This is a genomic window from Alicyclobacillus kakegawensis NBRC 103104, from assembly GCF_001552655.1.
GTDB lineage: Bacteria > Bacillota > Bacilli > Alicyclobacillales > Alicyclobacillaceae > Alicyclobacillus_G > Alicyclobacillus_G kakegawensis.
This window is the reverse complement of the sequence record NZ_BCRP01000009.1, coordinates 85,579-106,864: the sequence shown is the minus strand read 5'-3', so window position 1 is coordinate 106,864 and position 21,286 is coordinate 85,579. Positions and strand designations below refer to the sequence as shown.

Annotated in this window: 22 protein-coding genes and 1 riboswitch; of the genes, 1 reads left to right on the top strand and 21 read right to left on the bottom strand. The window is 62.1% G+C overall.

What is annotated here, in order from left to right:
* Nucleotides 1-30 precede the first annotated feature (30 nt).
* From AK2_RS09080 to AK2_RS09065, 4 genes are read right to left on the bottom strand one after another with little or no spacing between them, the layout of a single operon-like run.
* A complete protein-coding gene (locus AK2_RS09080; protein WP_067926429.1) occupies nucleotides 31-951 on the bottom strand; it encodes an ABC transporter permease in 921 nt (306 codons plus the stop codon).
* An 18-nt stretch (nucleotides 952-969) separates the two neighbouring features.
* Nucleotides 970-1,884: an ABC transporter permease gene (locus AK2_RS09075; RefSeq protein ID WP_083521019.1), complete on the bottom strand. Its 915-nt coding sequence runs from the start codon at nucleotides 1,882-1,884 to the stop codon at nucleotides 970-972.
* Nucleotides 1,885-1,908: 24 nt separating this feature from the next.
* A complete protein-coding gene (locus tag AK2_RS09070) occupies nucleotides 1,909-2,880 on the bottom strand; it encodes an ABC transporter ATP-binding protein (RefSeq protein WP_067926428.1) in 972 nt (323 codons plus the stop codon).
* 12 nt (nucleotides 2,881-2,892) lie between these two features.
* Nucleotides 2,893-3,855, bottom strand: a complete 963-nt coding sequence (locus AK2_RS09065) for an ABC transporter ATP-binding protein (RefSeq protein WP_067933509.1) — start codon at nucleotides 3,853-3,855, stop codon at nucleotides 2,893-2,895.
* 293 nt (nucleotides 3,856-4,148) lie between these two features.
* Here AK2_RS09065 and AK2_RS09060 point away from each other — a divergent pair, with 293 nt between their 5' ends.
* Nucleotides 4,149-5,042, top strand: coding sequence for a DUF1028 domain-containing protein (locus tag AK2_RS09060; RefSeq protein ID WP_245632839.1), 894 nt, complete (start codon nucleotides 4,149-4,151; stop codon nucleotides 5,040-5,042).
* 101 nt (nucleotides 5,043-5,143) lie between these two features.
* On the opposite strand, the gene AK2_RS09055 is transcribed toward AK2_RS09060, so the two are convergent.
* From AK2_RS09055 to spoVG, 17 genes are all read right to left on the bottom strand, one after another.
* Nucleotides 5,144-5,545 carry a S1 domain-containing RNA-binding protein gene (locus AK2_RS09055; protein ID WP_067933508.1) on the bottom strand — a complete coding sequence of 134 codons (402 nt, stop codon included), beginning with the start codon at nucleotides 5,543-5,545 and terminating at the stop codon, nucleotides 5,144-5,146.
* A 67-nt stretch (nucleotides 5,546-5,612) separates the two neighbouring features.
* The gene (locus tag AK2_RS09050) at nucleotides 5,613-5,948 is read right to left on the bottom strand and encodes an FtsB family cell division protein (protein ID WP_169794760.1); all 336 of its coding nucleotides are present in this window, start codon (nucleotides 5,946-5,948) and stop codon (nucleotides 5,613-5,615) included.
* A gap of 14 nt (nucleotides 5,949-5,962) precedes the next feature.
* Nucleotides 5,963-6,553, bottom strand: coding sequence for a spore cortex biosynthesis protein YabQ (gene yabQ, locus AK2_RS09045; protein ID WP_067933506.1), 591 nt, complete (start codon nucleotides 6,551-6,553; stop codon nucleotides 5,963-5,965).
* 9 nt (nucleotides 6,554-6,562) lie between these two features.
* Nucleotides 6,563-6,820: a YabP/YqfC family sporulation protein gene (locus tag AK2_RS09040; protein WP_245628994.1), complete on the bottom strand. Its 258-nt coding sequence runs from the start codon at nucleotides 6,818-6,820 to the stop codon at nucleotides 6,563-6,565.
* Between the two features lie 151 nt (nucleotides 6,821-6,971).
* The gene (locus tag AK2_RS09035) at nucleotides 6,972-7,235 is read right to left on the bottom strand and encodes an RNA-binding S4 domain-containing protein (RefSeq protein WP_067933505.1); all 264 of its coding nucleotides are present in this window, start codon (nucleotides 7,233-7,235) and stop codon (nucleotides 6,972-6,974) included.
* The gene (gene hbs, locus AK2_RS09030) at nucleotides 7,236-7,544 is read right to left on the bottom strand and encodes a non-specific DNA-binding protein Hbs (RefSeq protein ID WP_439645090.1); all 309 of its coding nucleotides are present in this window, start codon (nucleotides 7,542-7,544) and stop codon (nucleotides 7,236-7,238) included.
* Between the two features lie 53 nt (nucleotides 7,545-7,597).
* Nucleotides 7,598-9,115 carry a bifunctional methyltransferase/pyrophosphohydrolase YabN gene (gene yabN / locus AK2_RS09025; protein WP_083521017.1) on the bottom strand — a complete coding sequence of 506 codons (1,518 nt, stop codon included), beginning with the start codon at nucleotides 9,113-9,115 and terminating at the stop codon, nucleotides 7,598-7,600.
* Between the two features lie 40 nt (nucleotides 9,116-9,155).
* Nucleotides 9,156-10,760, bottom strand: a complete 1,605-nt coding sequence (locus tag AK2_RS09020; RefSeq protein WP_067933504.1) for a putative polysaccharide biosynthesis protein — start codon at nucleotides 10,758-10,760, stop codon at nucleotides 9,156-9,158.
* A 168-nt stretch (nucleotides 10,761-10,928) separates the two neighbouring features.
* Nucleotides 10,929-11,471: a stage V sporulation protein T gene (spoVT, locus tag AK2_RS09015; RefSeq protein WP_067933503.1), complete on the bottom strand. Its 543-nt coding sequence runs from the start codon at nucleotides 11,469-11,471 to the stop codon at nucleotides 10,929-10,931.
* Between the two features lie 241 nt (nucleotides 11,472-11,712).
* Nucleotides 11,713-12,717, bottom strand: a complete 1,005-nt coding sequence (locus tag AK2_RS09010) for a peptidylprolyl isomerase (RefSeq protein ID WP_157076283.1) — start codon at nucleotides 12,715-12,717, stop codon at nucleotides 11,713-11,715.
* Nucleotides 12,707-16,258 (bottom strand): transcription-repair coupling factor, encoded by a 3,552-nt coding sequence (mfd, locus tag AK2_RS09005; RefSeq protein ID WP_067933501.1) that lies wholly within the window; start codon nucleotides 16,256-16,258, stop codon nucleotides 12,707-12,709. Before mfd ends, AK2_RS09010 begins: the two co-directional genes overlap by 11 nt.
* Before the next feature lie 105 nt (nucleotides 16,259-16,363).
* The gene (locus AK2_RS09000; protein WP_067933499.1) at nucleotides 16,364-16,609 is read right to left on the bottom strand and encodes an anti-sigma-F factor Fin; all 246 of its coding nucleotides are present in this window, start codon (nucleotides 16,607-16,609) and stop codon (nucleotides 16,364-16,366) included.
* Nucleotides 16,610-16,789: 180 nt separating this feature from the next.
* Nucleotides 16,790-16,858, bottom strand: a riboswitch (Fluoride riboswitch).
* Nucleotides 16,859-16,951: 93 nt separating this feature from the next.
* Entirely contained in the window at nucleotides 16,952-17,521 is a 570-nt protein-coding gene (pth, locus tag AK2_RS08995; RefSeq protein WP_067933497.1) for an aminoacyl-tRNA hydrolase, read from the bottom strand.
* Nucleotides 17,522-17,626: 105 nt separating this feature from the next.
* Nucleotides 17,627-18,217, bottom strand: a complete 591-nt coding sequence (locus AK2_RS08990) for a 50S ribosomal protein L25 (protein WP_067933496.1) — start codon at nucleotides 18,215-18,217, stop codon at nucleotides 17,627-17,629.
* Between the two features lie 99 nt (nucleotides 18,218-18,316).
* Nucleotides 18,317-19,261 (bottom strand): ribose-phosphate diphosphokinase, encoded by a 945-nt coding sequence (locus AK2_RS08985; protein ID WP_067933495.1) that lies wholly within the window; start codon nucleotides 19,259-19,261, stop codon nucleotides 18,317-18,319.
* Nucleotides 19,262-20,662: a bifunctional UDP-N-acetylglucosamine diphosphorylase/glucosamine-1-phosphate N-acetyltransferase GlmU gene (glmU, locus tag AK2_RS08980; RefSeq protein ID WP_067933534.1), complete on the bottom strand. Its 1,401-nt coding sequence runs from the start codon at nucleotides 20,660-20,662 to the stop codon at nucleotides 19,262-19,264. It lies immediately after the preceding gene.
* 259 nt (nucleotides 20,663-20,921) lie between these two features.
* On the bottom strand, nucleotides 20,922-21,197 hold the full coding sequence (gene spoVG, locus AK2_RS08975) for a septation regulator SpoVG (RefSeq protein WP_067926378.1): 276 nt from the start codon (nucleotides 21,195-21,197) through the stop codon (nucleotides 20,922-20,924).
* Nucleotides 21,198-21,286 lie beyond the last annotated feature (89 nt).

Here is a 21,286-nt window from a genome sequence, read left to right as displayed (position 1 = left end):
CAAGCAGGTCCAGGTGCTGCGGACACCCGTTCAGCTGTAGCGGATGCGCGGGTCGATGACGCTGTATAGGATGTCCACAATCAGGTTGAACAGCACCACGGCCACGGCGACGAGCAAGACGGTGCCCATGATCACCGGCACGTCCAGGTTCTGAATCGCAGTGTAGGCCAACGAACCAAAACCGTTCCAGTTGAACGTCGCCTCGACCAGCACAACGCCCGTCAACAGATAGCTGAAATCGATGCCGGCAAACGTGACTACCGGAATCAGGGCGTTGCGGACCACGTGCCGGAAGGTCACCCTGCTCTCCCCTGCGCCCTTGGCTCGGGCGGTGCGCACGTAATCCTGCTGCATGACCTCAAGCATCGACGACTTGAGCAGGCGCGTGTAGTAGGCAGCGCCGGTGATGCCGTAGGTCAGCGACGGCAGGATGAGATACCTCAGGCCGCCAAACCCGCCGAGCGGGAAAATCGGCACCTGGTACGCCAGCCAATAGAGAAGCAGCAGACCGAGCCAGAACAGCGGCAGCGAAATTCCAATCAACGCCAGGGCGCTGACGATGTAGTCGCCCAGCCGGCGGGCGTGGCGGGCGGTGTAGATACCGAGCGGGATGCCGATGATGAGTTCGGCCAGCCAGCAGCCGAGGGCGAGTTCGGCGGTCGGCCACAGCCGCTGCACAATCATCGTCGCCACCGGCAGGTTGTAAGTGTACGACGTGCCCAGGTCCCCGTGCAGCAGCCGCCAGACGTAGTGGATATATTGCAACGGCAACGGCTGGTCGAGCCCCAGTTGGTGGCGGATTGTCAGCACGACCGACTCCGGCGCCTTGGGACCCGCAATCATGCGGGCGGGATCGGCTGGAATCGCGTAGATCAAGAGGAAGGTCACAACAGAAATCCCAAACAGCACGATGACCGCGGAGAACAGCCGGCGAAGGATGTATGCGTACACGTCTGCACCTCCAATCGTTTAATGTTGGGTGTTGCGCGGATCGAGTATGTCGCGCAAACCGTCGCCGAGCAGGTTGAATCCGAGGACGGCGATGACCAGGGCCAATCCGGGGAACCACAGGGTCCACGGCGCGACCTGGTAGGTCTGCATGCCGGCCTCAATCATGTTGCCCCAACTCGGAGTCGGCGGTTGGATGCCGATGCCGAGGAAGCTGAGCCCCGCCTCGACGAGGATGTTCTGGCCGACGTTGAGTGTCGAAAGGACGATGACCGGGCCGATGATGTTGGGCAGAATCACCCTGAACATGATGCGCGTGTTGGAGGCGCCGAGCGCCCGCTCCGCCTGCACGTACTCAAACTCTTTGACGGCCAGCACCTGACCGCGCACGACGCGCGCCATGGTGCCCCACCCGAGCACGCCGATGGCAAACAGCACGTTCCAGAGGCTGGGCCCCAACACCGCCACCAGCGCCATCGCGAACAGCAGCAGCGGGAAAGCGAGGATGATGTCGGTGACGCGCATCAGGACGTTGTCCACCCATCCCCCGAAGTAGCCGGCCACGGTGCCTACCAGGACGCCCAGAACCAGGTTGATGACGGTTGAAATGACGCCGACCAGCAACGACACCTGGGCGCCGTACAGGACGCGGGAGAGAATGTCCCGCCCCAGGTTGTCCGCGCCGAGCGGAAACTTGGCGCTGGGGCCTACCGGTATGCCGCTCTCGGTGAGGCCGTCAGAAAACTGCGTAGTCGGATTGTGCGGCGAGATGACCGGCGCCAGCACGGCCGCGAGAATCAACAGGACGATGATGAGGGCGCCCAGATAGAGCATAGGGAAGTCGCGCACGCTCTTCCAGAATTTTTTTGTAAAAGGCTTCGCCGGTGGCGCCGCCGCCGCGGGTGCCGGCGGCGTTTCAAACTGCATGGCAGCCATCCATGTCTCTCCTCTCCACCTGCATCACGCGTAAGCGTGACAGGCGACGTAGTGCTTCGGCTTGATTTCCTTCCACTGCGGCGCACGCTCGCGGCACACAGGCTTGGCGACCGGGCAGCGCGTGTGGAACGGACAGCCGCTGGGAGGGTTGGCGGGACTCGGCAAGTCCCCCTGAAGGATGATGCGCTCCCGCTTGGCGTCCGGATCAGGCACCGGGACAGCGGAGAGCAGCGCCTGCGTGTAAGGGTGGAGCGGATCTGCAAACAGTTCTTCGGCTTCCACCAGCTCCATCATCCGGCCCAGATACAGCACCAGGATGCGGTCGCTGATGTGACGGACGACTGACAGGTCGTGAGCGATGAAGATGTAGGTCAGGCCCAGCTCCTCCTGCAGGTCTTCAAGCAGGTTGAGCACCTGCGACTGGACGGAAACGTCGAGCGCGGCGACCGGCTCGTCCAGGATGATGAGCTTCGGGTCCACGGCGAGCGCGCGGGCGATGCCGATGCGCTGGCGCTGGCCGCCGGAAAACTCGTGCGGGTAGCGCCGGGCGTAGTCGGCGTCCAGGCCCACGCGTTCGAGCAGGCGCCGCACCCGGTCCAACCGCTCTTCGCGCGATCCGTACAGGTTATGGATGATCATCGGCTCCATCAGCGTCTGCGCGATGCTAAAACGCGGGTTAAGCGACGCGTACGGGTCCTGGAACACCAGTTGCATCTGCCGCCGCATGGCCTGCATCTGCCCTTTTCTCAAACGGACGATGTTGCGGCCTTCAAAGTTGACGACGCCGCTGGTGGGTTCAATCAGGCGCAGGATGCTGCGGCCCATGGTCGACTTGCCGCACCCCGACTCGCCCACCACGCCCAGGGTTTCACCCTTTTGAACGGTGAAGGAAATGCCGTCCACCGCGCGCACGTGGCCGACGGTGCGCTGGAAGACGCCGCGGCGGATGGGAAAATACTTTTTCAGGTCCTCGACCTGGAGCAATGCTTCAGCCATTCGTGACCCTCCTTACTCAGCGTGCAGCCAGCAGCGGACGCGGTGCGCATCCTCCACCAAGTGGAAATCAGCGTCGCGCTGTCGGCAGACGTCCATCGCCCTCCGGCAGCGCGGCGCAAAACGGCAGCCCTGCGGCATGTTTTTGAGCGAGGGCACATTGCCCTCGATGGGCTGCAGGCGCGTGCGCGGCCCGTCGACCTTTGGCAGCGACGCGAGCAGGCCCTGCGTGTACGGGTGTTGCGGGTTGCGGAAAATCTGCCGCACCGGGCCCTCTTCGACGATGCGCCCGGCATACATGACGGCGACCCGGTCGCACATCTCGGCCACCACGCCCAAATCGTGCGTGATGAGCAGGATAGACGTGCGGTTCTCCCGCGCCACCTTGCGCATCAAATCGAGAATCTGCGCCTGGATGGTCACGTCGAGCGCCGTTGTAGGCTCGTCCGCAATCAACAGCTGTGGCTTGCAGGCCATCGCGATGGCAATCATCACACGCTGGCGCATGCCGCCGGAGAGCTGATGGGGGAACTCGTCCACAATCTGCTCAGGCCGCGGGATACCGACCGACTGCAAGAGGCGGATGGTCTCCTGGCGCGCCTGTTTGCCGGAAAGGTCCTTGTGCAGGATGAGGCTCTCGCTGATCTGCGTCCCAATCCTGTGCACCGGGTTGAGCGAGGTCATCGGCTCCTGGAAGATCATGCTGATCTCGTTGCCGCGAATCGACCGCATCTGCTTTTCCGGCAAATCCAGCAGATTCTTTCCCTTATAGCGAATTTGTCCAGAGATTTGCGTGGGAGGCTGCAACAGGCGCATGATAGAGAGTGAGGTGACACTCTTGCCGCATCCGGACTCTCCCACCAGCCCGAGCGTCTCTCCTTCGCGGATGGAAAAACTCACATCCTGAACTGCTGTATAGTATTTCTCATCCAACCTGAACTGGATGTTCAGGTTTTCTACCTCAAGGATGTTCCCCACCTATGTCCCTTCTTTCTCAGCGCCTTCTATGAGGCGGTCGCGATATAAGAAACCCCCTCCGTAGGCAGGCTATTTTTATTAAGCCAAGCTAAAGTATATCAAGATTTATCAAGAAATCGTAACCCCTTATTTATCCATTAAAGAAAAATTCCTTCATAACAGCGCCGCGGTGATGCACAGCTGCGATAAAGCACACCAGACGGCTGTAGGCCGGATCGCCATCTGGGCTGAGGGCGGCCTCGTTCCTGTGGGCACGCGGTATGCACAGTATAATGAGGACGGAGGTGAATGGGGTGGCACGATACGTCTACCGCGGGGAACTCCCGGCCATCTCGACGTTCTCCATCGTCGGGGTGGATACACAGGCGCAGGAGATTGGCGTGGCGGTACAGTCGAAGTTCTTAGCGGTCGGATCGGCCGTGCCGTGGGTGGCGGCCGATGCGGGGGCGGTGGCGACGCAATCGTGGGCCAACACCAGCTTCGGGCCGCGCGGGCTGGAGGCGCTGCGCCGGGGTGCGCATCCGGAGCAGGTGCTGACCGAGCTGCTGGCTGCAGACCCGCATCGGGAATCGCGCCAGGTCGGCATCGTGGATATGCAGGGCCGCAGCGCGACTTTCACCGGTCAGGAGTGTTTTGAATGGGCCGGCGGCACCTGCGGCCCCGGTTACGCCTGCCAGGGCAATATTCTGGCGGGCGCCGGCGTGGTGGAGGCGATGGAAACAGCCTTCCTGCAGACAGGCGGCCCGCTGGCCGACCGGCTGCTCGCCGCCCTCGCGGCTGGGCAATCGGCGGGTGGAGACCGGCGCGGCATGCAATCGGCCGCCTTGTACATCGCGAAACCAAACGGCGGCTATGGCGGATTCAACGACCGCTACATCGACCTGCGTGTGGATGACAGCAGCCAGCCCATCGCAGAGCTGCAGCGGCTGCTCGGTCTGCACCGCCTGTATTTCGAGCAGCCGCGGCCAGAGGATCTGCTCCCGTTGACCGGGGAGACGCTGCACGAGGTGCGGAATTTGCTGCGCCGCGCCGGGTATCAGCCCGGAACGGGCGCGGATGTCACCAGGGCGGACCAAGAAGCCCTGCGCGCGTACTACCAGACGGAGAACTTTGAAGAGCGATGGCGGGAGGATTTCGTCGTCGACCTGCAGGTTCTGCGTTACATGCGATCAACGCTCGCGCGTTGAGGAATGACCTCACAACAAGGGCAGCCAGCGGTCCCGGCTGCCCTTTGCCTTTGTTGTGAGGGATTATCTTTGTCTGGCCATGCGGCGAGGGAGGCCGTTTGTCAGCCGCGGCGACCGCCGCGACCGCCGCGCTTGGCCTCGCTGCGGCGCAGCGCCTGCAGGCGTTCCTCGCTGTCTTTGAGGAAGCGCGACATTTTATCTTCAAACGACTGTCTCGATCCGCCTCCATACGAGCGTCCCCGCCCCCGCGACGGACGCGGTTGCCAGTTTGGGTCTGCCTGACGGATGGACAGCCCTATCTTGCCATCCTTGTCCACGTTGATGACCTTCACCGTGACCTGATCGTTCACTTTCAGGTGTTCGTGAATGTCCGTTACATATTTATCCGAAATTTCGGAAATATGAACGAGTCCTGTCACGCCACCCGGCAGCAAAACAAACGCCCCAAAGTGGGTAATCCCGGTAACTTTGCCCTCCAATTTGCTGCCGACCTCAATGGACATACAGCACATTTGCCTCCTTAGGGTTTGAAAATGCCTTTATATAATATACGCACATGTCGCGAATCCGTCAATGTTCCACCGAAAACGGCACCTGACCGGGGCCGACGAGGTGAAACTGCGTTGCCTCGCGGGCGATGTAATCCTTGTCGTGCAGCTCCTGAATCTGTCGCTTCAAATCTGCTCGCTCCTGCTGCAATTGATGCAGGTGCGTCTGTAGTTGGGCCTGTTGGTCAGACAACGCGTCGAGCCGGGGCTTTTCCACGTACAGGTAGTCATACGCGCCCCACGCCACCACCAGGGCGAGTCCTACATAACGCAGCTTCAAAAAGCGCCAACGGCGCGGCCGCCCGGCCGTGCGCGGCAGGGAACCGACAGGCATGCGAGTCGAAGCGGGAAAAGGCACCCTCATGGCTCCTCTCACAAACGTTCCGAATGGTGGTCTCGTAAAATCCAATTCGACGCGCGCTCCCAGATTCCCTCCCAACGCGCGCGAATTTGCCCCCGCAGGACGGCGCTGCGCCGCCACGGGCCGCGCAGCGGCCAAGCGAGGATGGACAACCAAAAGCGCACCACCCAGAACAACCCGTCCTCCACTTTGCACAGCAGCCAGTACAGCCGCGTCAGCACCACCCACACGGCCAGCAGCAGAAAGCGCAGCGGGCGCAGCAAGAGCCAGTCCACCATCTTGGCAAAAAAAAGCGCGACGGCGCGCACCATCCGCATGATGGCGAAGGCGCTGCTGACCACTGTGTGGTGGAGTGTCACCCGGTAGACCAGCCAGCCTATCAGCAGCAGGGCAAACGTATAGACGCGAAAGCGGCCGAAATCGGTGACAAACGTCACATAGAAAATGACCGCCGCGGCGACCAGCCAGAACACCAAGTCCAGCACGGGACGCAGCCAACGCAGCCAGCGGGAAGAACCCAGCACCGTGTTGTAGATGTCAAACACCACGCCCATCAGGCCCCCGCACACCAGCAGCCACTCCATGTAGCCGACGGGATTCATGGCCGGCACCTAGCGGAACAGCTTGGCGACGCCAAGCTTTTTCTTGCCCTTTTCCGGGACGTACGCAAGCCCCTGCAGGGTGCCCTCTATCAACACGAGGCCCGCCTCCAGATCCAGGTGCTTCATGTGCAGGTTGGAGCCCTGAATATGCAGGGGACCGCCACTGGTTGTCAGCAGAAACTCTGTCACATCCACGCTCTCCACGCTGGATACGCCTGTGACCTCGATGAACTTGCGGCCTTTGATGGTGATGTCGTGCCCATCCACGCTCGCCAACGTTCTCCCCCCAAACCTGTCCCGATGTCAATGCCAGTGTATGCGAGCAGGACAGCGGGTAGAACAAAAGGGGGAGAGGTCATCCTCTCCCCCTGGCGCCGTTTCCGGCGTCCGCCGGGAATGCGGGCGTGCTCCCCGGAAGCTACTGGGTTTCACGCACACTCTCCCGTACGACTTCGTATAAGTCGCCGGCCGCGTCCTTCCTGGCCGTCTCCGACAGGCGCACCACCCGCACCTCGGTCGTCTTCTGCCCGTAGTGAATGGTCACCACGTCGCCGACGTTCACCTCGGACGCCGCCTTCGCCACGCGTCCGTTCAACTCAATCCGTCCCGCATCGCAGATCTCCTTGGCCACGGTGCGGCGCTTGATAAGACGCGAGACCTTGAGAAACTTGTCGAGCCGCAATTAGCGGATGACTTCCTTCAGCCGATTGCCCGGCTTGAAGGCCGGCACAACCGACGCCGGAATGGAAATCGTCTCCCCGGTCTGCGGGTTGCGGCCGGAACGAGCCGAACGCTCGCGCGTCTCGAAGGTGCCGAAACCGATGACCTGCACCTTGTCCCCGTCTTTAAGCGCCTCGGCAATGATATCGAAGACAGCGTTGACGGCTGCCTCGGCATCTTTTTTCTTCAACTCGGCGCGTTCCGCGACCTTGTTAATCAGCTCCATCTTGTTCAAGTCGATAGCCCCCTTTGTGGCGGTGTCCGTTGAGATATTCGTGTTTCCTTCCTGAATTCCTGCTAACCCCGCCGTAAATTACCGTCGATTCACCGGTTGGCCGGCTTGCTGCGATGCCGTCCGGCGTGCCCGGACGGCACACCGTCAGCCACCAGGGCTTTCGCCTCCATCCAATAGGCATCCAACGCGGCCAGGTCATGATGGTCCCAGCCGCCAGCCGCCAGCGCCCGTCGCTCGACATGCTGAAAACGGCGGTAGAACTTCCTGTTGGCCGCGGAGAGGGCCTCCTCCACATCCAAGTCTAACCACCTGGCGAGGTTTACAATCACAAACAGCACGTCCCCCATCTCCGCAAGCGTCAAGTCCCGGTTTGAAGCCTGCAGCTCCTGCCCGAGTTCCTCCACCTCTTCGCGCAGCTTGTCGAACACCTGGCCGATATCCGGCCACTCAAACCCGACCTTGGCCGCCCGTTCCTGGTAGGCGCGGGCGATGGCGTGAGCAGGCTGGCCCTGGCGCACGTCGTCCAGGAGCCCGGGCGTGTCCTTCGTTTCAGCCGCCTTGGCGTTCTGCCAGGACTGCTCCGCCTCCTCCGCCGAGCGGGCCGTGTCGCCGCCAAACACGTGCGGGTGCCGGCGCACCAGCTTGTCCGCCAGGGCCTGGTACACGTCGCGCACGGTGAAGTCGCCAAACTCGCTGGCGATCTGCGCGTGCAGCAGAATCTGCAGCAGCAGGTCTCCCAACTCCTGCGCGAGGACGTCCGGATCGCCCTGATCGATGGCGTGGGCGACCTCGTACGCCTCCTCGATGACATAAGGACGCAGGGTCCTGTGCGTCTGCTTCAGGTCCCAAGGGCAGCCGTCCTCCGGATGGCGCAGGCGGCGGACCAGCGCGGTGACGTGCCAAGGGTCCCGCCGCCGCAGCGGCTCCTCGTCCGCGCGGGGGACGAAGACACTGGTCAGGTGGTCGATAAAGTCGAGCCTGTCCAATTCGTGCAATGGCACCTGGACGATCCGCTCCTCTCCCGCCACCCCCGCGGCGCGGACGACGGTGACCGGATACTCGTCCGGGTACACCTCCATCAGCGTCAGCTTGACTTCCGACGCCACCGCGCGGTTGAACACCTGGGCAATCAGCAGATGCAGATCAGGACGGAGTTGATCTTCCTGGAGCAGGGTGCCGTCCAACAGGCACAGGCCGTCAATCGGGTCGATACCGAGCGCTGTGCACACCGGATCGAAGAAGCTCTGCCCGGACCCTATTTCCACGCGCAGGCCCGTGTCGCCGGCGCTCAGAGCCAAGAGTTCCTGCACCGATTGCTCCGCCATCAGCGGGTGGCCGGGAACGGCGTAGACGATGTCCCCCCGCTCCGCCGCCCACCGCTTCAGGCGCTGCGCCATTTCACGGTAAATCTGCGCGAAGCTTTCGCCGCTGTCGTACACCTCGTCAAAGGTCTCGTAAGCCACTCCCTCGGCGTCCAGGGCCCGGACCACCGGGTGGACACGCGTTCGCAGAACCACTGGCAATCCGCAAGTTAACCGCCGCCAGGTTCCCAGCGGCAATCCCGACGTGTCCCCGGGCCCCAATCCTTCGACAAAAATGGTTGCCATCCTCACACCCCCAGAGCGCCCCGCCAGGGCTCGGCCGCCGTCAGCGCAGGAGCCCGAGGCGGCTGCACCAGGCGGCCAGCAGCGGCCCCACCTTCGGGATGGAGGCCAGTTCCTGCTCCTCCAGGCTGCCCGTCAACAAGAGCGCCAATCCGTACACCACACCGCCGAGGAGAATCATCCCCGCCAGCGCGGCCGCTGTGGCCGTCCGCGTCCAGTCGAGCCCGTCCCAGGCCAGCCACTGTCGAGCGGCGGCATAGACCACCGCTCCCATAATAAACACCGCGACCGCTGGACGCAAAAACCAACGCCGCCAAGCGAGGCCCACCTGGAGACAGGAGGTGAGGGCGACGAAGTTGAGGACCGCGGCCGCCAGGTAGCTGACCACCGTCGCCAGGGCGGCGCCGCGGATGCCGTACAGCGGCACCAGCAACAGATTGGCTGCCAGTTTGACCACCGCCGCTCCCAACAGGTTGAGCACCGGCAGGTAGACATAGCCGCAGCCCTGCAAAACCGCCGCCACCGTCGTCTGCAGACTGGCAAAAACCGTGGCCGCGGCCATCACCTCAATCACACTGCTGCCGCTGGCGTCTTTGAACAACGTGATGTCGACCGGCGCCGCCAGCAGCGTCAGTCCGACCGCCGCCGGCAGCGCGAGGAGGATGGTCAAGCGGATGGCCATGTCCATCCGATCCCAAACCAGACGGCGGAAGCCGAGGGTAAACGCCTCCGAGACCGCAGGCATGACAGCGATGCCGATGCCCGCGGCCAACGTCGTCGGCAGCATCATCAACTTGAAGGCCCGGCCGGTCAGCAACCCGAACTGGGTGGTCGCGCCGGCTTGGCTGAAACCGCTGTGTTTGAGCAGGTTGACGACGGTGATGACATCGATGTTGTTCATCAGCGGCACCACCATCGCGCCCAGGCTGATGGGAAAGGCGTAATAGACAATCCGTTTGGACAGTCTGAAGGCGCTGGAACGCGGGGCATCGACCATCACCGGCACCTGCGGATGGCGGCGCCACCACGTGTACAAAAGCTGGAGGAACGCCGCCAGGGCGCCAGTGACCGCGCCGAACGCCGCCCCCGCCGCCGCCAACGGCTGGCCGTAGCCGGCGTGTGTCAGCCAGACCGACAGCAGGATGATGGTCACCACCCGCACCAACTGCTCCAACACCTGCGAGACGGCCGTCGGCTCCATCCACTGGAACCCTTGGAAATAGCCGCGCCAGGCGCTGAGCATCGGCACCAGCAGCAGCGCCGGGGAGATGGCCCGGATGGCCCAGGCCGCCTCCGCGTCTCCCGTCATTTCGGCCAGGGACCCGGCGCCCAAGAACAGGATGAGAAAACAGACAATGCCGGCCCCGTTCAGCATCGCCGCCGCGACCCGGAACACCGTGCGCGCTCCGTCGGCGTCCCCGACCGCCAGGCGCTCGGACACCAATTTGGAAATTGCCACCGGAAAGCCGGCCGTCGCGATGGCCAAGAGCGTCGCGTAGATGGGATAGGCCATCTGGAACAGCCCCATGCCGCGGTCGCCGATGATGTTCTGCAGCACAATGGTGTACACAGACCCGAGCAGTTTGGACAACGCGGCGGCGCCCGCCAGAAGCATGGCGCCGTGCACGAACCCGCGTGTTTGTGACAACCGATTCTCCCCCCACCTGCCAGGCTTGGGCGACTCCGGACAACCCTGTTACCCATGATTATGGACCAACAGGGCCGAATAGTCCTGCCGCCGGCAGGGAAGGGCGCACCAAAAAGCTGCCCGGTGGCTCCAGTCCACCGGGCAGCCCTGGCACAACCGCGAGGGAAATTATTGCTCCATCTGTTTGCCCAAGAATCCAGCCGCCGTCTCGGCAATCTTTTGCTCCAACTCGCCCATGCGCGTGTTTTCCTCGCGCGAGACCAGGATCACGGCGCCTATCGGATCGCCCGCGGCGATAATCGGGGCAATCACGCGCGAGGTGAACCGCTCGCTGCGGTCGCGCACAATAGCCGTCTCGACCGGATTGGAGTCGACGATGGTGCGGCGCTCCTCCATCGCCTGTTCCACGTCTTCACTGACGGGCTTGTCCAAAAACTCCTTTTTCGATCCGCCCGCCACAGCGATGATGACGTCCCTGTCCGCAATCATCGAAATATGCCCGGTGGACTCGGCGATAGACTCCGCGTATTCACGCGCGAAGTCACCCAGCTCACCGATAGGGGAGTACTTCTTGAGAATGACTTCGCCGTCCCTATCCACAAAGATTTCGAGCGGATCTCCCTCGCGAATCCGCAGCGTCCGTCGAATTTCCTTCGGAATGACAACACGACCGAGGTCATCAATTCTACGCACGATGCCCGTTGCTTTCACGTTTGACCCTCACCCTCATGTTTGATGGTAGGCACACCCTGTGACACCAAACACCCCACTTTGCTGTACATCCACCGACAGAGAGCCAACCTTTCGCCATGACGGCTGCTTGTGTAAAGACCCCGGGGGTACGCGCACCTATTATGTTACGGGGTGGATTCCTCTATGCACCAGGACAGGGCGCGGGGAGGCAAAAGAGCCGCGTGCCGGATGCGCGGCGCGCGGCCCCAGAGGTGAAGCGTCAGAGGTCGTTGTCTTTGACGAGGATTTTGATATGGGAATTTTTCATCGCATCCTGTTGGATTTGCTGTTGTTTTTGCTGCTGCAACTGCTGCGCCAGCTGCTGCTCAATCGTGGACTTCGCCTTGGCAAACGACAGCTGGGTCCGCTTGTCCACCTTGAGGATGTGGTAGCCGTATTCGCTCTTCACCGGGTCGCTGATCTGACCAATTGGCAACGTGCGACAGGCCTCGGCAAACGGCTGTACGAACTGGGAGACGAGTTGATTGGCCAAGTGGCCGTGGTTGTCCTTGACGGACGGGTCCTTGGAATACTTGTCCGCCAATTTCTTGAAGCTGGCCCCGGCCTTCAGCTGCTTCTCCACGCTCTGGGCGGTCGCCAGATTGTTCAGCAGGATGGTATCGACCGTCACCTGCACGTAATCAGACTTGTGCTGGTTGTAATAATCCTGCATCTGTTTGGTCGTCGGCTTGACCTTGCTCATCTCGTCTTGGAAATAGTTCTGCAGCCGCTCATACTTGGCGAAGTACAGGATTAAATCGTTTTTCGTCAGGCCCAGCTTCTTCATCTCGTTCAGGACCGCCTGCTTCGATTTGTATGGAGCGCCCTGCGCGCTGTAGAGCTGCGATATGGCCTCGTTGGCGTACTGCTGCGCCGTGCTCGCGCTCGGCGCCGCTTTTTTGTCCTGCAGGGCCTTGTTGTACAGATACTTGTAGTACATGATGTAATCGCTGGTAAACTGCTTTTTCGATTCATTGTTCTGCTGTTTGGGCAGCACTACCTGCAGGTTGTACTGCTCATCCAGCTCCTGTTTGGTCAATTTGCCGCCGTTGTAGGTGGCTACCACCGGGCCGCTGTATTTCGGCTCGGGCGGCAACTTCGCGGCCGCCTGGTTGGATGTGGAATTCGTCTGGTTGCCGGTTGTGCCCTGCGAACACCCGGCTGCCGCCGCCAACGCCACCGCGACCGCCGTGGCGGCCATGGCCCATTTTCTGTTACCTCGCAAATTCTTCTACCTCCTCGCCGGCCTTGACCACGTCCGCGAAATCCCGCAGAAACTGGAGCAGGCGGGCGCAAACATCTCTGTCCGGAAGCCCCTTGATGCGCAGAACCACCTGCAGGCTGCCGTTGCCACGCTTGCTGAATTGGCCGCTGTAGCGCTTGGACAACAAGAACAGCTTGCCGGCGTCGATGCTGGCCGTCGCGTCCGGACGCAGGCGCAGCGTGGCCTCACCCGACGCGGCCGTGATGGACTCCAGCCCATATCGGACAGCATAACTTTTCATGCGGGTGATGTCCAGCAAATTGCGCACCGGTTCCGGCAAATCACCAAACCGATCCTCCAGCTCCTCCTCCAAGTCGTCGGCGCCTGCCAGGGTCTGAACGTGCCGGAATTTCTTGTACATCGCAATCTTTTGCGTGGCGTCTGGGATAAACTCGTCCGGCAGGTAGGCCTCTACGGCCAGGTCGATGGTGGCCTCCGGCGCTGCGGGTTCGCGGTTGCCCATCAACTCCTTGATGGCTTCGGCGAGCATGTCGTTGTACAGGTCAAACCCGACCGAGTTGATGAATCCGTGCTGCTCCGCGCCGAGCAGATTGCCGGCGCCGCGGATGGCCAAATCGCGCATGGCAATCTTGAATCCACTGCCCAACTCGGTGAACTCCGAGATCGCCTGCAGCCGCTTCTCAGCCACTTCGCTCAACACCTTGTCCCGCTGGTAGGTGAAATAGGCGTAGGCAATCCGGTTGGAGCGCCCGACGCGGCCGCGCAGTTGGTACAGCTGGGCCAATCCCAGCTTGTCCGCGTCGTACACGATGAGCGTGTTCACATTGGGGATGTCAAGTCCTGTTTCGATGATGGTGGTGGTGACCAGGACGTCCAATTCGCCCTCTAAGAAGTCGAGCATCACCCGTTCCAGCTCGTCCTCAGCCATCTGTCCGTGTGCCACGCCAACGGCTGCCTCCGGCACCAGCTGCGCCACCCGGTCGGCCATCGTGCGGATCCCCTTGACGTGGTTGTACACCACGTACACCTGGCCCCCGCGCGACAACTCCCGGTGGATGGCCTCGCGGACAAGGGCCTCGTTGAACTCGACCACGTATGTCTGCACCGGGAAGCGGTTCTCCGGCGGTGTCTCAATCACTGACAGGTCACGCACGCCAAGCAGCGACATGTGCAGGGTGCGGGGAATCGGAGTTGCCGTCAAGGTCAGGCAATCGACGTTGGTGCGCAGCTGCTTGAGCCGTTCTTTGTGGGTCACGCCGAAGCGCTGCTCCTCGTCGACGATGAGCAGGCCCAGGTCCTTGAATCGGACCGACTTCTGCAGCAAGCGGTGGGTGCCGATGATGATGTCGATGCTGCCGTCGCGCAGCCCCTGCAAAACCTTCTGCGTCTCACTGCGCGTGCGGAATCGGTTGAGCACGTCAATCGTGATGGGGAAGCCTTCAAACCGCTCGCGAAACGTCTCCAGGTGCTGCTGCGCCAACACCGTCGTCGGCACCAGCACCGCCACCTGCTTGCCGTCCATCGCCGCCTTGAAGGCGGCGCGGATGGCGACCTCGGTCTTGCCGTACCCCACATCCCCGCACAGCAGTCTGTCCATCGGCCGCGGCTTCTCCATGTCGCGCTTGATCTCCGCTATGGCCCGCTCTTGATCCGGTGTCTCCTCGTAGGGAAAACGAGACTCGAAATCCTTCTGCCACGGCGTATCCGGCGAAAACCCGTGCCCCGGCGTCGCCTGCCGCGCCGCGTAGAGCTTGACCAAATCCTCGGCGATGTCCCGCACCGAGCGAGAGACCCGCTGCTTGACCCGGTTCCACTCGCCGCCGCCCAGGTGGTAGACCTTCGGTTCCCTATCCTCCGCCCCGATGTACCGCTGCACCTGGTCAATCTGCTCCACAGGCACGTACAGGCTGTCGTTGCCCGCGTACTGCAGGTGCAGGTAATCCTTGTGGCGGCCGTCGATGTCGAGCGTCTGGATGCCCAGATACTTGCCGATGCCGTGGTTCACGTGGACCACATAGTCACCCGGCTTCAGTTCCTGGTAGCTTCGGATCCGTTCCGCATCCGACATCTGCACGCGCGCACGGCGGCCTTTCTTGCGTTTGGCGAACACCTCTCCCTCGACGATGACCGCCAGGTGCGCAAGCGGCAGTTCAAACCCGGCCGACAGGTTGGCCACCAGGATCACCGGTTTGTCCGAACGGATGAACCGGTCGCTGCGCACCGTCTCAATCCGATAATCGGCGAGCACGCTCTGCAGCCTGTCGGCCCGCTCCTCGTCGCCTGCCAGCAGCACCACGTCGGTGTGGCTGCGCTGCCAACGCTGCACCTCGCTTTTCAACACGTGCATTTGGCCGTGGAAGTTTTGCATCGATTTGGCCGTCACGCTGGTGACCTGGGCGAAGCGGTGACCGGACGACGAGCGGGCGAACATGGAAAAGTGCAGCGCGGTGAAGCCGGTATGCTGCCAGAGCGCGTCAAAATTCGGAAGATCCAAGGTGTCCGACAACAATTCACCGCGCATCAGGGCCTCCGAAACCCATACCGAATACTCCTGGGTTAACGCCTTCTGGCGCTCCTGCAGCCGCGTCGGCTCGTCGATGCAGAGAACGGACCTGCGTGGAAAATAGTCGAGCAGGTTTCGCACATGCTCCTGGAACATGTGCGTGTAGCGGAGTTGGCGCGGGAACGGCAGGCCGGCGCGGAACCGCTCCATGTCGGCGGCCACGTGCGTCTTAAGGCGATCCCGCATGTCGATGTCGGTCACGGTCTTCAACCGGGCGGCCAGCCGTCGATCCAGTTCCTCCGCCACCCCTCGCATGACGGATGGGGGCAGCAACATATCCGTCGCGGGACCGATTTCGGCCGACAGCCGCTTCTCCAGGGAGCGCTGCGTGCTGACATCGAAGGTGCGGATCGAGTCCACATCCGTGTCGAACCACTCGATGCGCAGCGCGTGCTCGGAGGTCACCGGATAGACGTCCAGAATGCCTCCTCGCACCGAAACCTGCCCTTTGCCCTCCACCATGTCGACCCGCTCGTAACCGGCCGCCAGCAAGCGCTCCAACACCAGGCCGGGATTGATTGTATCGCCGACGGCGAGCCTCAGGATGGCCTCCTCATGGACGCGCCGCGGGGTGAGCGGCTGCACCGCCGCCGGCAGCGTCGTCACCACGATGCCGGCCCGCCCGGCCGCCAGGTGGTCAAGCGCCGATAGCCGGAGCGCGACGAGGTCGGGGCTAGCGGCTGTCACGTCCAGCTCCGCCCGCTCGCGCTCTGGCACCACAAACACCGGTTCGTCCGGCAGCAGCTCCCGCAGGTCGTCGGCGATGGCGTCCGCCTGTGCCGGCGTGTGCGTAACAATCAAAAAAGGGACTGCGTATCCCTTCTCTCGCTTGTGAAAATCGTACAAGGCCGCATAATAGGCGTGGCGGGCGCTGCCGCCCAGACCGGTGACCAACCGGTCCGTGCCATCCCCCTGGAGTCCCTCTGCCACGGCGCGGAACTCCTCATCGGCTGCCAGTCGGCGAACCAGTTCTATCACACTACCCCTCCTCGTCCTACGCCGAAAAGAGCCTTAGCGCATCCGCCAAGGCCTTGCATTGCCCGTATCCGGTTTATGCTCACTCCTGGCACGCTGCCCAGTCGGCTACTGCAGCAGCTTGCCTTCCACCAACAGCTCTGGGTGCGCTTCCAGCGCCCGTTGGCAGTCCTCGCATACCACTTGCACGTAAACGACACTGCAATCTTCATTATATGCGATATGCTCCCTGCGCTCCACCGCGTTCAGGGAGGAAAAACCACAGACCTGCTCCACATCGGAAACGTCCCACAACGGATTCTCCAGCTCACCGACTCGGTGGTGGCAGTGCCGGCACACATACTCCACGCGCATGGAACCCCTCCCCCATCCCGTGTTTCCAGGTTGAACCATCCCTTCTACCCAGTATGGGGGAGATGCGCCGTTCTCATACGCAGGGTTGTTGGCAACCGGCGAAGCGTGCTGCGTCGAGAGCGCGCCCACACGCTGAACGTCCGCTCAGAACACACAATAATGGCTCCTGTGCATGGCACATCATGCACAGGAGCCATTATCCCGGCGTATGCGCGAGCGGTTACGGTGAGTTCCATCACCGCTGCGAGCTTCCCTGTTCTCTTACAATATGCGAACATTATGCCATTATGCGCACATTATGCGGTTTGCGGTGCAGACTTGCAAATGTCTGCAACTAATCCGTTAGCGGGCCGCGTTGTAGCGGTTCATCGCCTGGGCAAACGAATGCTCCGCCGCATACTGCAGCGCCTCCGCGGCCAGACGGACAGCTTCCTGTACCTTGGCCTCATCCTCCGGCTGAAACCGACCCAAGACATAGGAGATAAGATCCCCTTTCGCGGGCCGGCCGATGCCCACGCGAATGCGCGGAAATTCGTCGGTGCCCACGTGCGCGATGATGGACTTGACCCCGTTGTGCCCGCCGGCGCTGCCTTTCTGGCGCAGCTTCAACTGCCCAGGCGCAAAATCCAGGTCGTCGTAGACCACAATCATGTCCGTGGTTGGCTGGAGTTCTGCGTAGAAGTCGAGAATCTGCCGCACCGCCTCGCCGCTGTTGTTCATATAGGTCTGAGGCTTGCAGAGTATGACTTTCTCGCCGCCCAGGCGGCACTCGTCAATCAACGCCCGCCATTTGGCATGGCGACAGTCCGCACCCACTGCCTGCGCCAGCTGGTCCACCACCCAGAACCCCACGTTGTGGCGGGTATGGGCGTACAGAGCCCCCGGATTGCCCAAGCCCACAATCAACTTCATCCTTGAATCCCCCAGACGGTGTGAAAAGACACATCGGTATGCCGAGGCACTCGCACAAAAGCCGCGCCCTCCGCAATCCGGAAAGCGCGGCCCACCAAGACGGACTTATTCGGTCGCCTCGCCGGCATCCGCGTCCGCATCCTCCGCCTGCTTACCCACCAGCACGGTCACCACGACCTCGGTCGGCTCCGACTTGAGCGTAACCCCGGCGGGCAGACGGACCTCCCCGACAGTCAGGTGCTCGCCCGGCTGCAAGCCGCTGATATCCACCGTGATGACCTCCGGCAGGTCCACCGGACGGGCTTCAATTTCAATCTCGCGCGTCTGGACCTGAACGACGCCACGGCGCTTTTCGACCTCTTGCACGCCAGTCACATGCAGCGGCACGCTGACGGTCACCGGTTTGTCCATCTCCACCCGGTAGAAGTCGATGTGCAGGATACGGCGCGTGACCGGATCGCGCTGAATCTGTTGCACAATGGCGTGCACTTTTTCCTCACCGCCCATGTGCAGCTCGACCAGCGATTTCGCCAGCGCCCCCCGCTGTTGAAACAGCTTTTCGGATACCGCGACGGCGACCGGCTCCTGATTCCGCCCATACACAATCGCCGGCACCTGGCCCTGGCGTCGCAGACTGCTGACCGTGCTGTGGTGGGACGTGTCGCGAGCTGTTGCTTCCAGCACAATCTGTTCCATGTCAAGCATCCCCTTTCCACTGCATGCAAAGCGGGTGGTTCCCGCCGCCACCGCTTGTCCACCGGGCGGGCCTGCGGCCGCCGGGGCACGCCCGCGGAGTCAGTCGAATAGTTCGCTGATGGAACGGCGCGTATGCACGCGCAGGATGGCCTCGGCTATTAACTCCGCGACAGACAATACTTTAATTTTATCAATTCGTTTCTCTGGAGGCAAAGCGATGGTATTTGTAACCACAACTTCCTCAATCTCCGAATCACGCAGGCGCTCCACACCGTTCCCGGAGAGCACTGGGTGGATGCAACAGGCGTACACCTGCTTGGCCCCTCGCTCCAGCAAGGCCTTAGCACCGGCAGTAATGGTGCCTGCGGTGTCAATCATGTCATCAATGAGGATTGCCGTCTTGCCCTCGATGTCGCCGATGATGTTCATCACCTCGGCCACGTTGACGTCCGGGCGGCGCTTGTCGATGATGGCCATGGGTGCCCCCAGCCGCTCCGCCAGCTGGCGGGCCCGTGTCACCCCGCCCATATCCGGGGAGACGACGACGGGGTTGTCCAACTGCTTCTTCAAGAAGTAATTGGCCAGTATCGGCAGGCCAATCAGGTGGTCCAGAGGGATGTCGAAGAAGCCTTGGATCTGCCCTGCGTGCAGGTCCATGCAGATGATCCGAGTGGCGCCCGCCTTTTCCAGCAGGTTGGCCACCAGTTTGGCGGTGATTGGATCACGCGCCCGCGCCTTGCGGTCCTGACGCGCGTAGCCATAATACGGAATCACCACGTTGATGCTGCGGGCCGAAGCGCGCTTGAGCGCATCCACCATGATCAAAAGCTCCATCAGGTGCTCGTTCACCGGCGCCGAGGTCGGCTGGACGACGAACACGTTCGAGTCGCGCACGCTCTCGCCGAGCCGGATGTGCACTTCCCCGTCCTTGAACCGCCCGACTCGGCAATCCCCCAAAACCACCCCGATGTGATCGGCAATCTCCTGCGCCAAGGCCGGATTCGCGTTCCCTGTAAACAGTTTTAAATCCCCGTCACGTGCCATCTACTCTGTTTCCTCCCGCCGCGATTTTCCGGCATGCCGCTCTTTCCATGCCCGTACGTAGTCCGGCTTGGTCACCTGGCGGGCGCGCGCAATCGCGAAGCCGTTGTCCGGCACGGCGTCGGTAATGGTCGATCCGGCCGCCACATACGCTCCCTCCCCCACGCTCACGGGCGCCACCAGGTTGACGTTGCAGCCGATGAAGCTGTCGTCCCCCACGTGCGTCTTGTGTTTCCTCTCGCCATCGTAGTTCACGGTCACCGCGCCGCAGCCAATGTTCACGCGCCGACCAATCTCCGCGTCGCCGATGTAAGTCAGATGGCTGACCTTGCTATCGTCGCCCACGACCGACTTTTTGATCTCGACAAAATCGCCAATCTTCACCCGCGCGCCGATTTCGCTGCCGGGACGAATGTAGGCGAACGGTCCCACGCTGGCGTCCGGTCCGATTTCACTCTCGAGCACGACCGACGATTCGACCCGCGCCCCGTCGCGCACCACCGCGTCGACCAGCCGGGTGTTGGGGCCAATCACGCAATCCTCGCCGATGATAGTATGGCCTTCGAGCACACTGCCCGGGTAGATGACCGTGTCGGGGCCGATGGTGACATCCGCGCCCACGTAGGTGCGGTCGGGATCGATAAAAGTGACCCCCTCCAGCATCCAGCGGCGGCAAATGCGCCGGCGCATAATCTGTTCCACCGCAGCCAATTGCGCCCGGTCGTTGACGCTGGCAATCTCCTCGACATCGTCCACGGCCAGCGGATACACGGCCCGCCCGCGTTCACGCAGGATGGCGGCCGCGTCGGTCAGGTAGTATTCACCCTGCTTGTTGTCGGGCGACAATTTGGCCAACACCTCGCCCAAATCCGCGGCCGCAAACGCGTACAAGCCGGTGTTCACCTGGCGAATCCGCCGCTGCTCGGGGGTCGCGTCCTTTTCTTCGACAATGCGCTCCACCGTCCCGTCTGCGGCCAGAATCACACGTCCCAGCCCGTCCGGATGCTCCAGCTCGGCAGTCAGCAACACCGCCGCCGCGCCTCGCCGCTCCCGCTCCTCGCACATTCCACGCAACGTTTCCGCTCGAACCAGCGGCCCGTCCCCGTAAAGGACAAGCACTGTGTCGGCGTCCGGGCGCAACCGCGGCCACGCGCACTGGACGGCATGCCCTGTGCCTTTCTGCTCCTCTTGGACCGCGAACTCCGCCCGACCGCCTACGACCTGCTTCACGGATTCCCTCGCCTGTCCAATCACGACGATGACTTGATCCAACGCGAGTTTCTCCAGCTCGTCGAGAATGTGCAGGATCATCGGTTTGCCACACACTTCATGCAACACTTTGTGTTTCTTCGACCTCATTCGGGTTCCCAGACCCGCGGCCAAGACAATGGCGGTTCGAGCCACAACATCGCCTCCATATTCGTGCAACCCCAGTGTATCCAAAGGCATGCAGGGGTTCAATCGGGTCTTGTCCGCCATCTGCGTCGGAATCTGGAACACTGAAATGGGGCATAAGAAGGGAAGGGCGAACGGACGAGAAAGCGCTTGCGGGAAGGGCGACAAAAAACCGCCGTCGTCCTCCCCGGACAGCTCCGCGAGGAACCACGGTCGCGGCAAGCAGTGAATCCATGTTTTTGTACCTTCCTGTCCCGCTGCCGAGCCGTCAAGCGGTCGGTTCCTGAAGCGTCTCGCTACGGTAATACTCACGCAGCACCGCATCCTGGATTTTCTGACGGGTCACGGAGGAAATGGGATGCGCGATATCGCGAAATTCTCCATCGGGCGTCTTCTTGCTCGGCATTGCCACAAACATCCCGTTGTTCCCGTCGATCACGCGGATATCGTGGACTACAAACTCGCTGTCAATCGTGATGGACGCTATCGCCTTCATGCGGCCTTCCGTGCTGACTTTACGCAGCCGGACATCCGTAATCTGCATCCTTCTCACCACCCTCTTGCGACCCGTGGAGAACTTACTTGGATATTCCACAGGTTCGGGAAAAATCCTGCTAGGTGTTTGGGAATTTT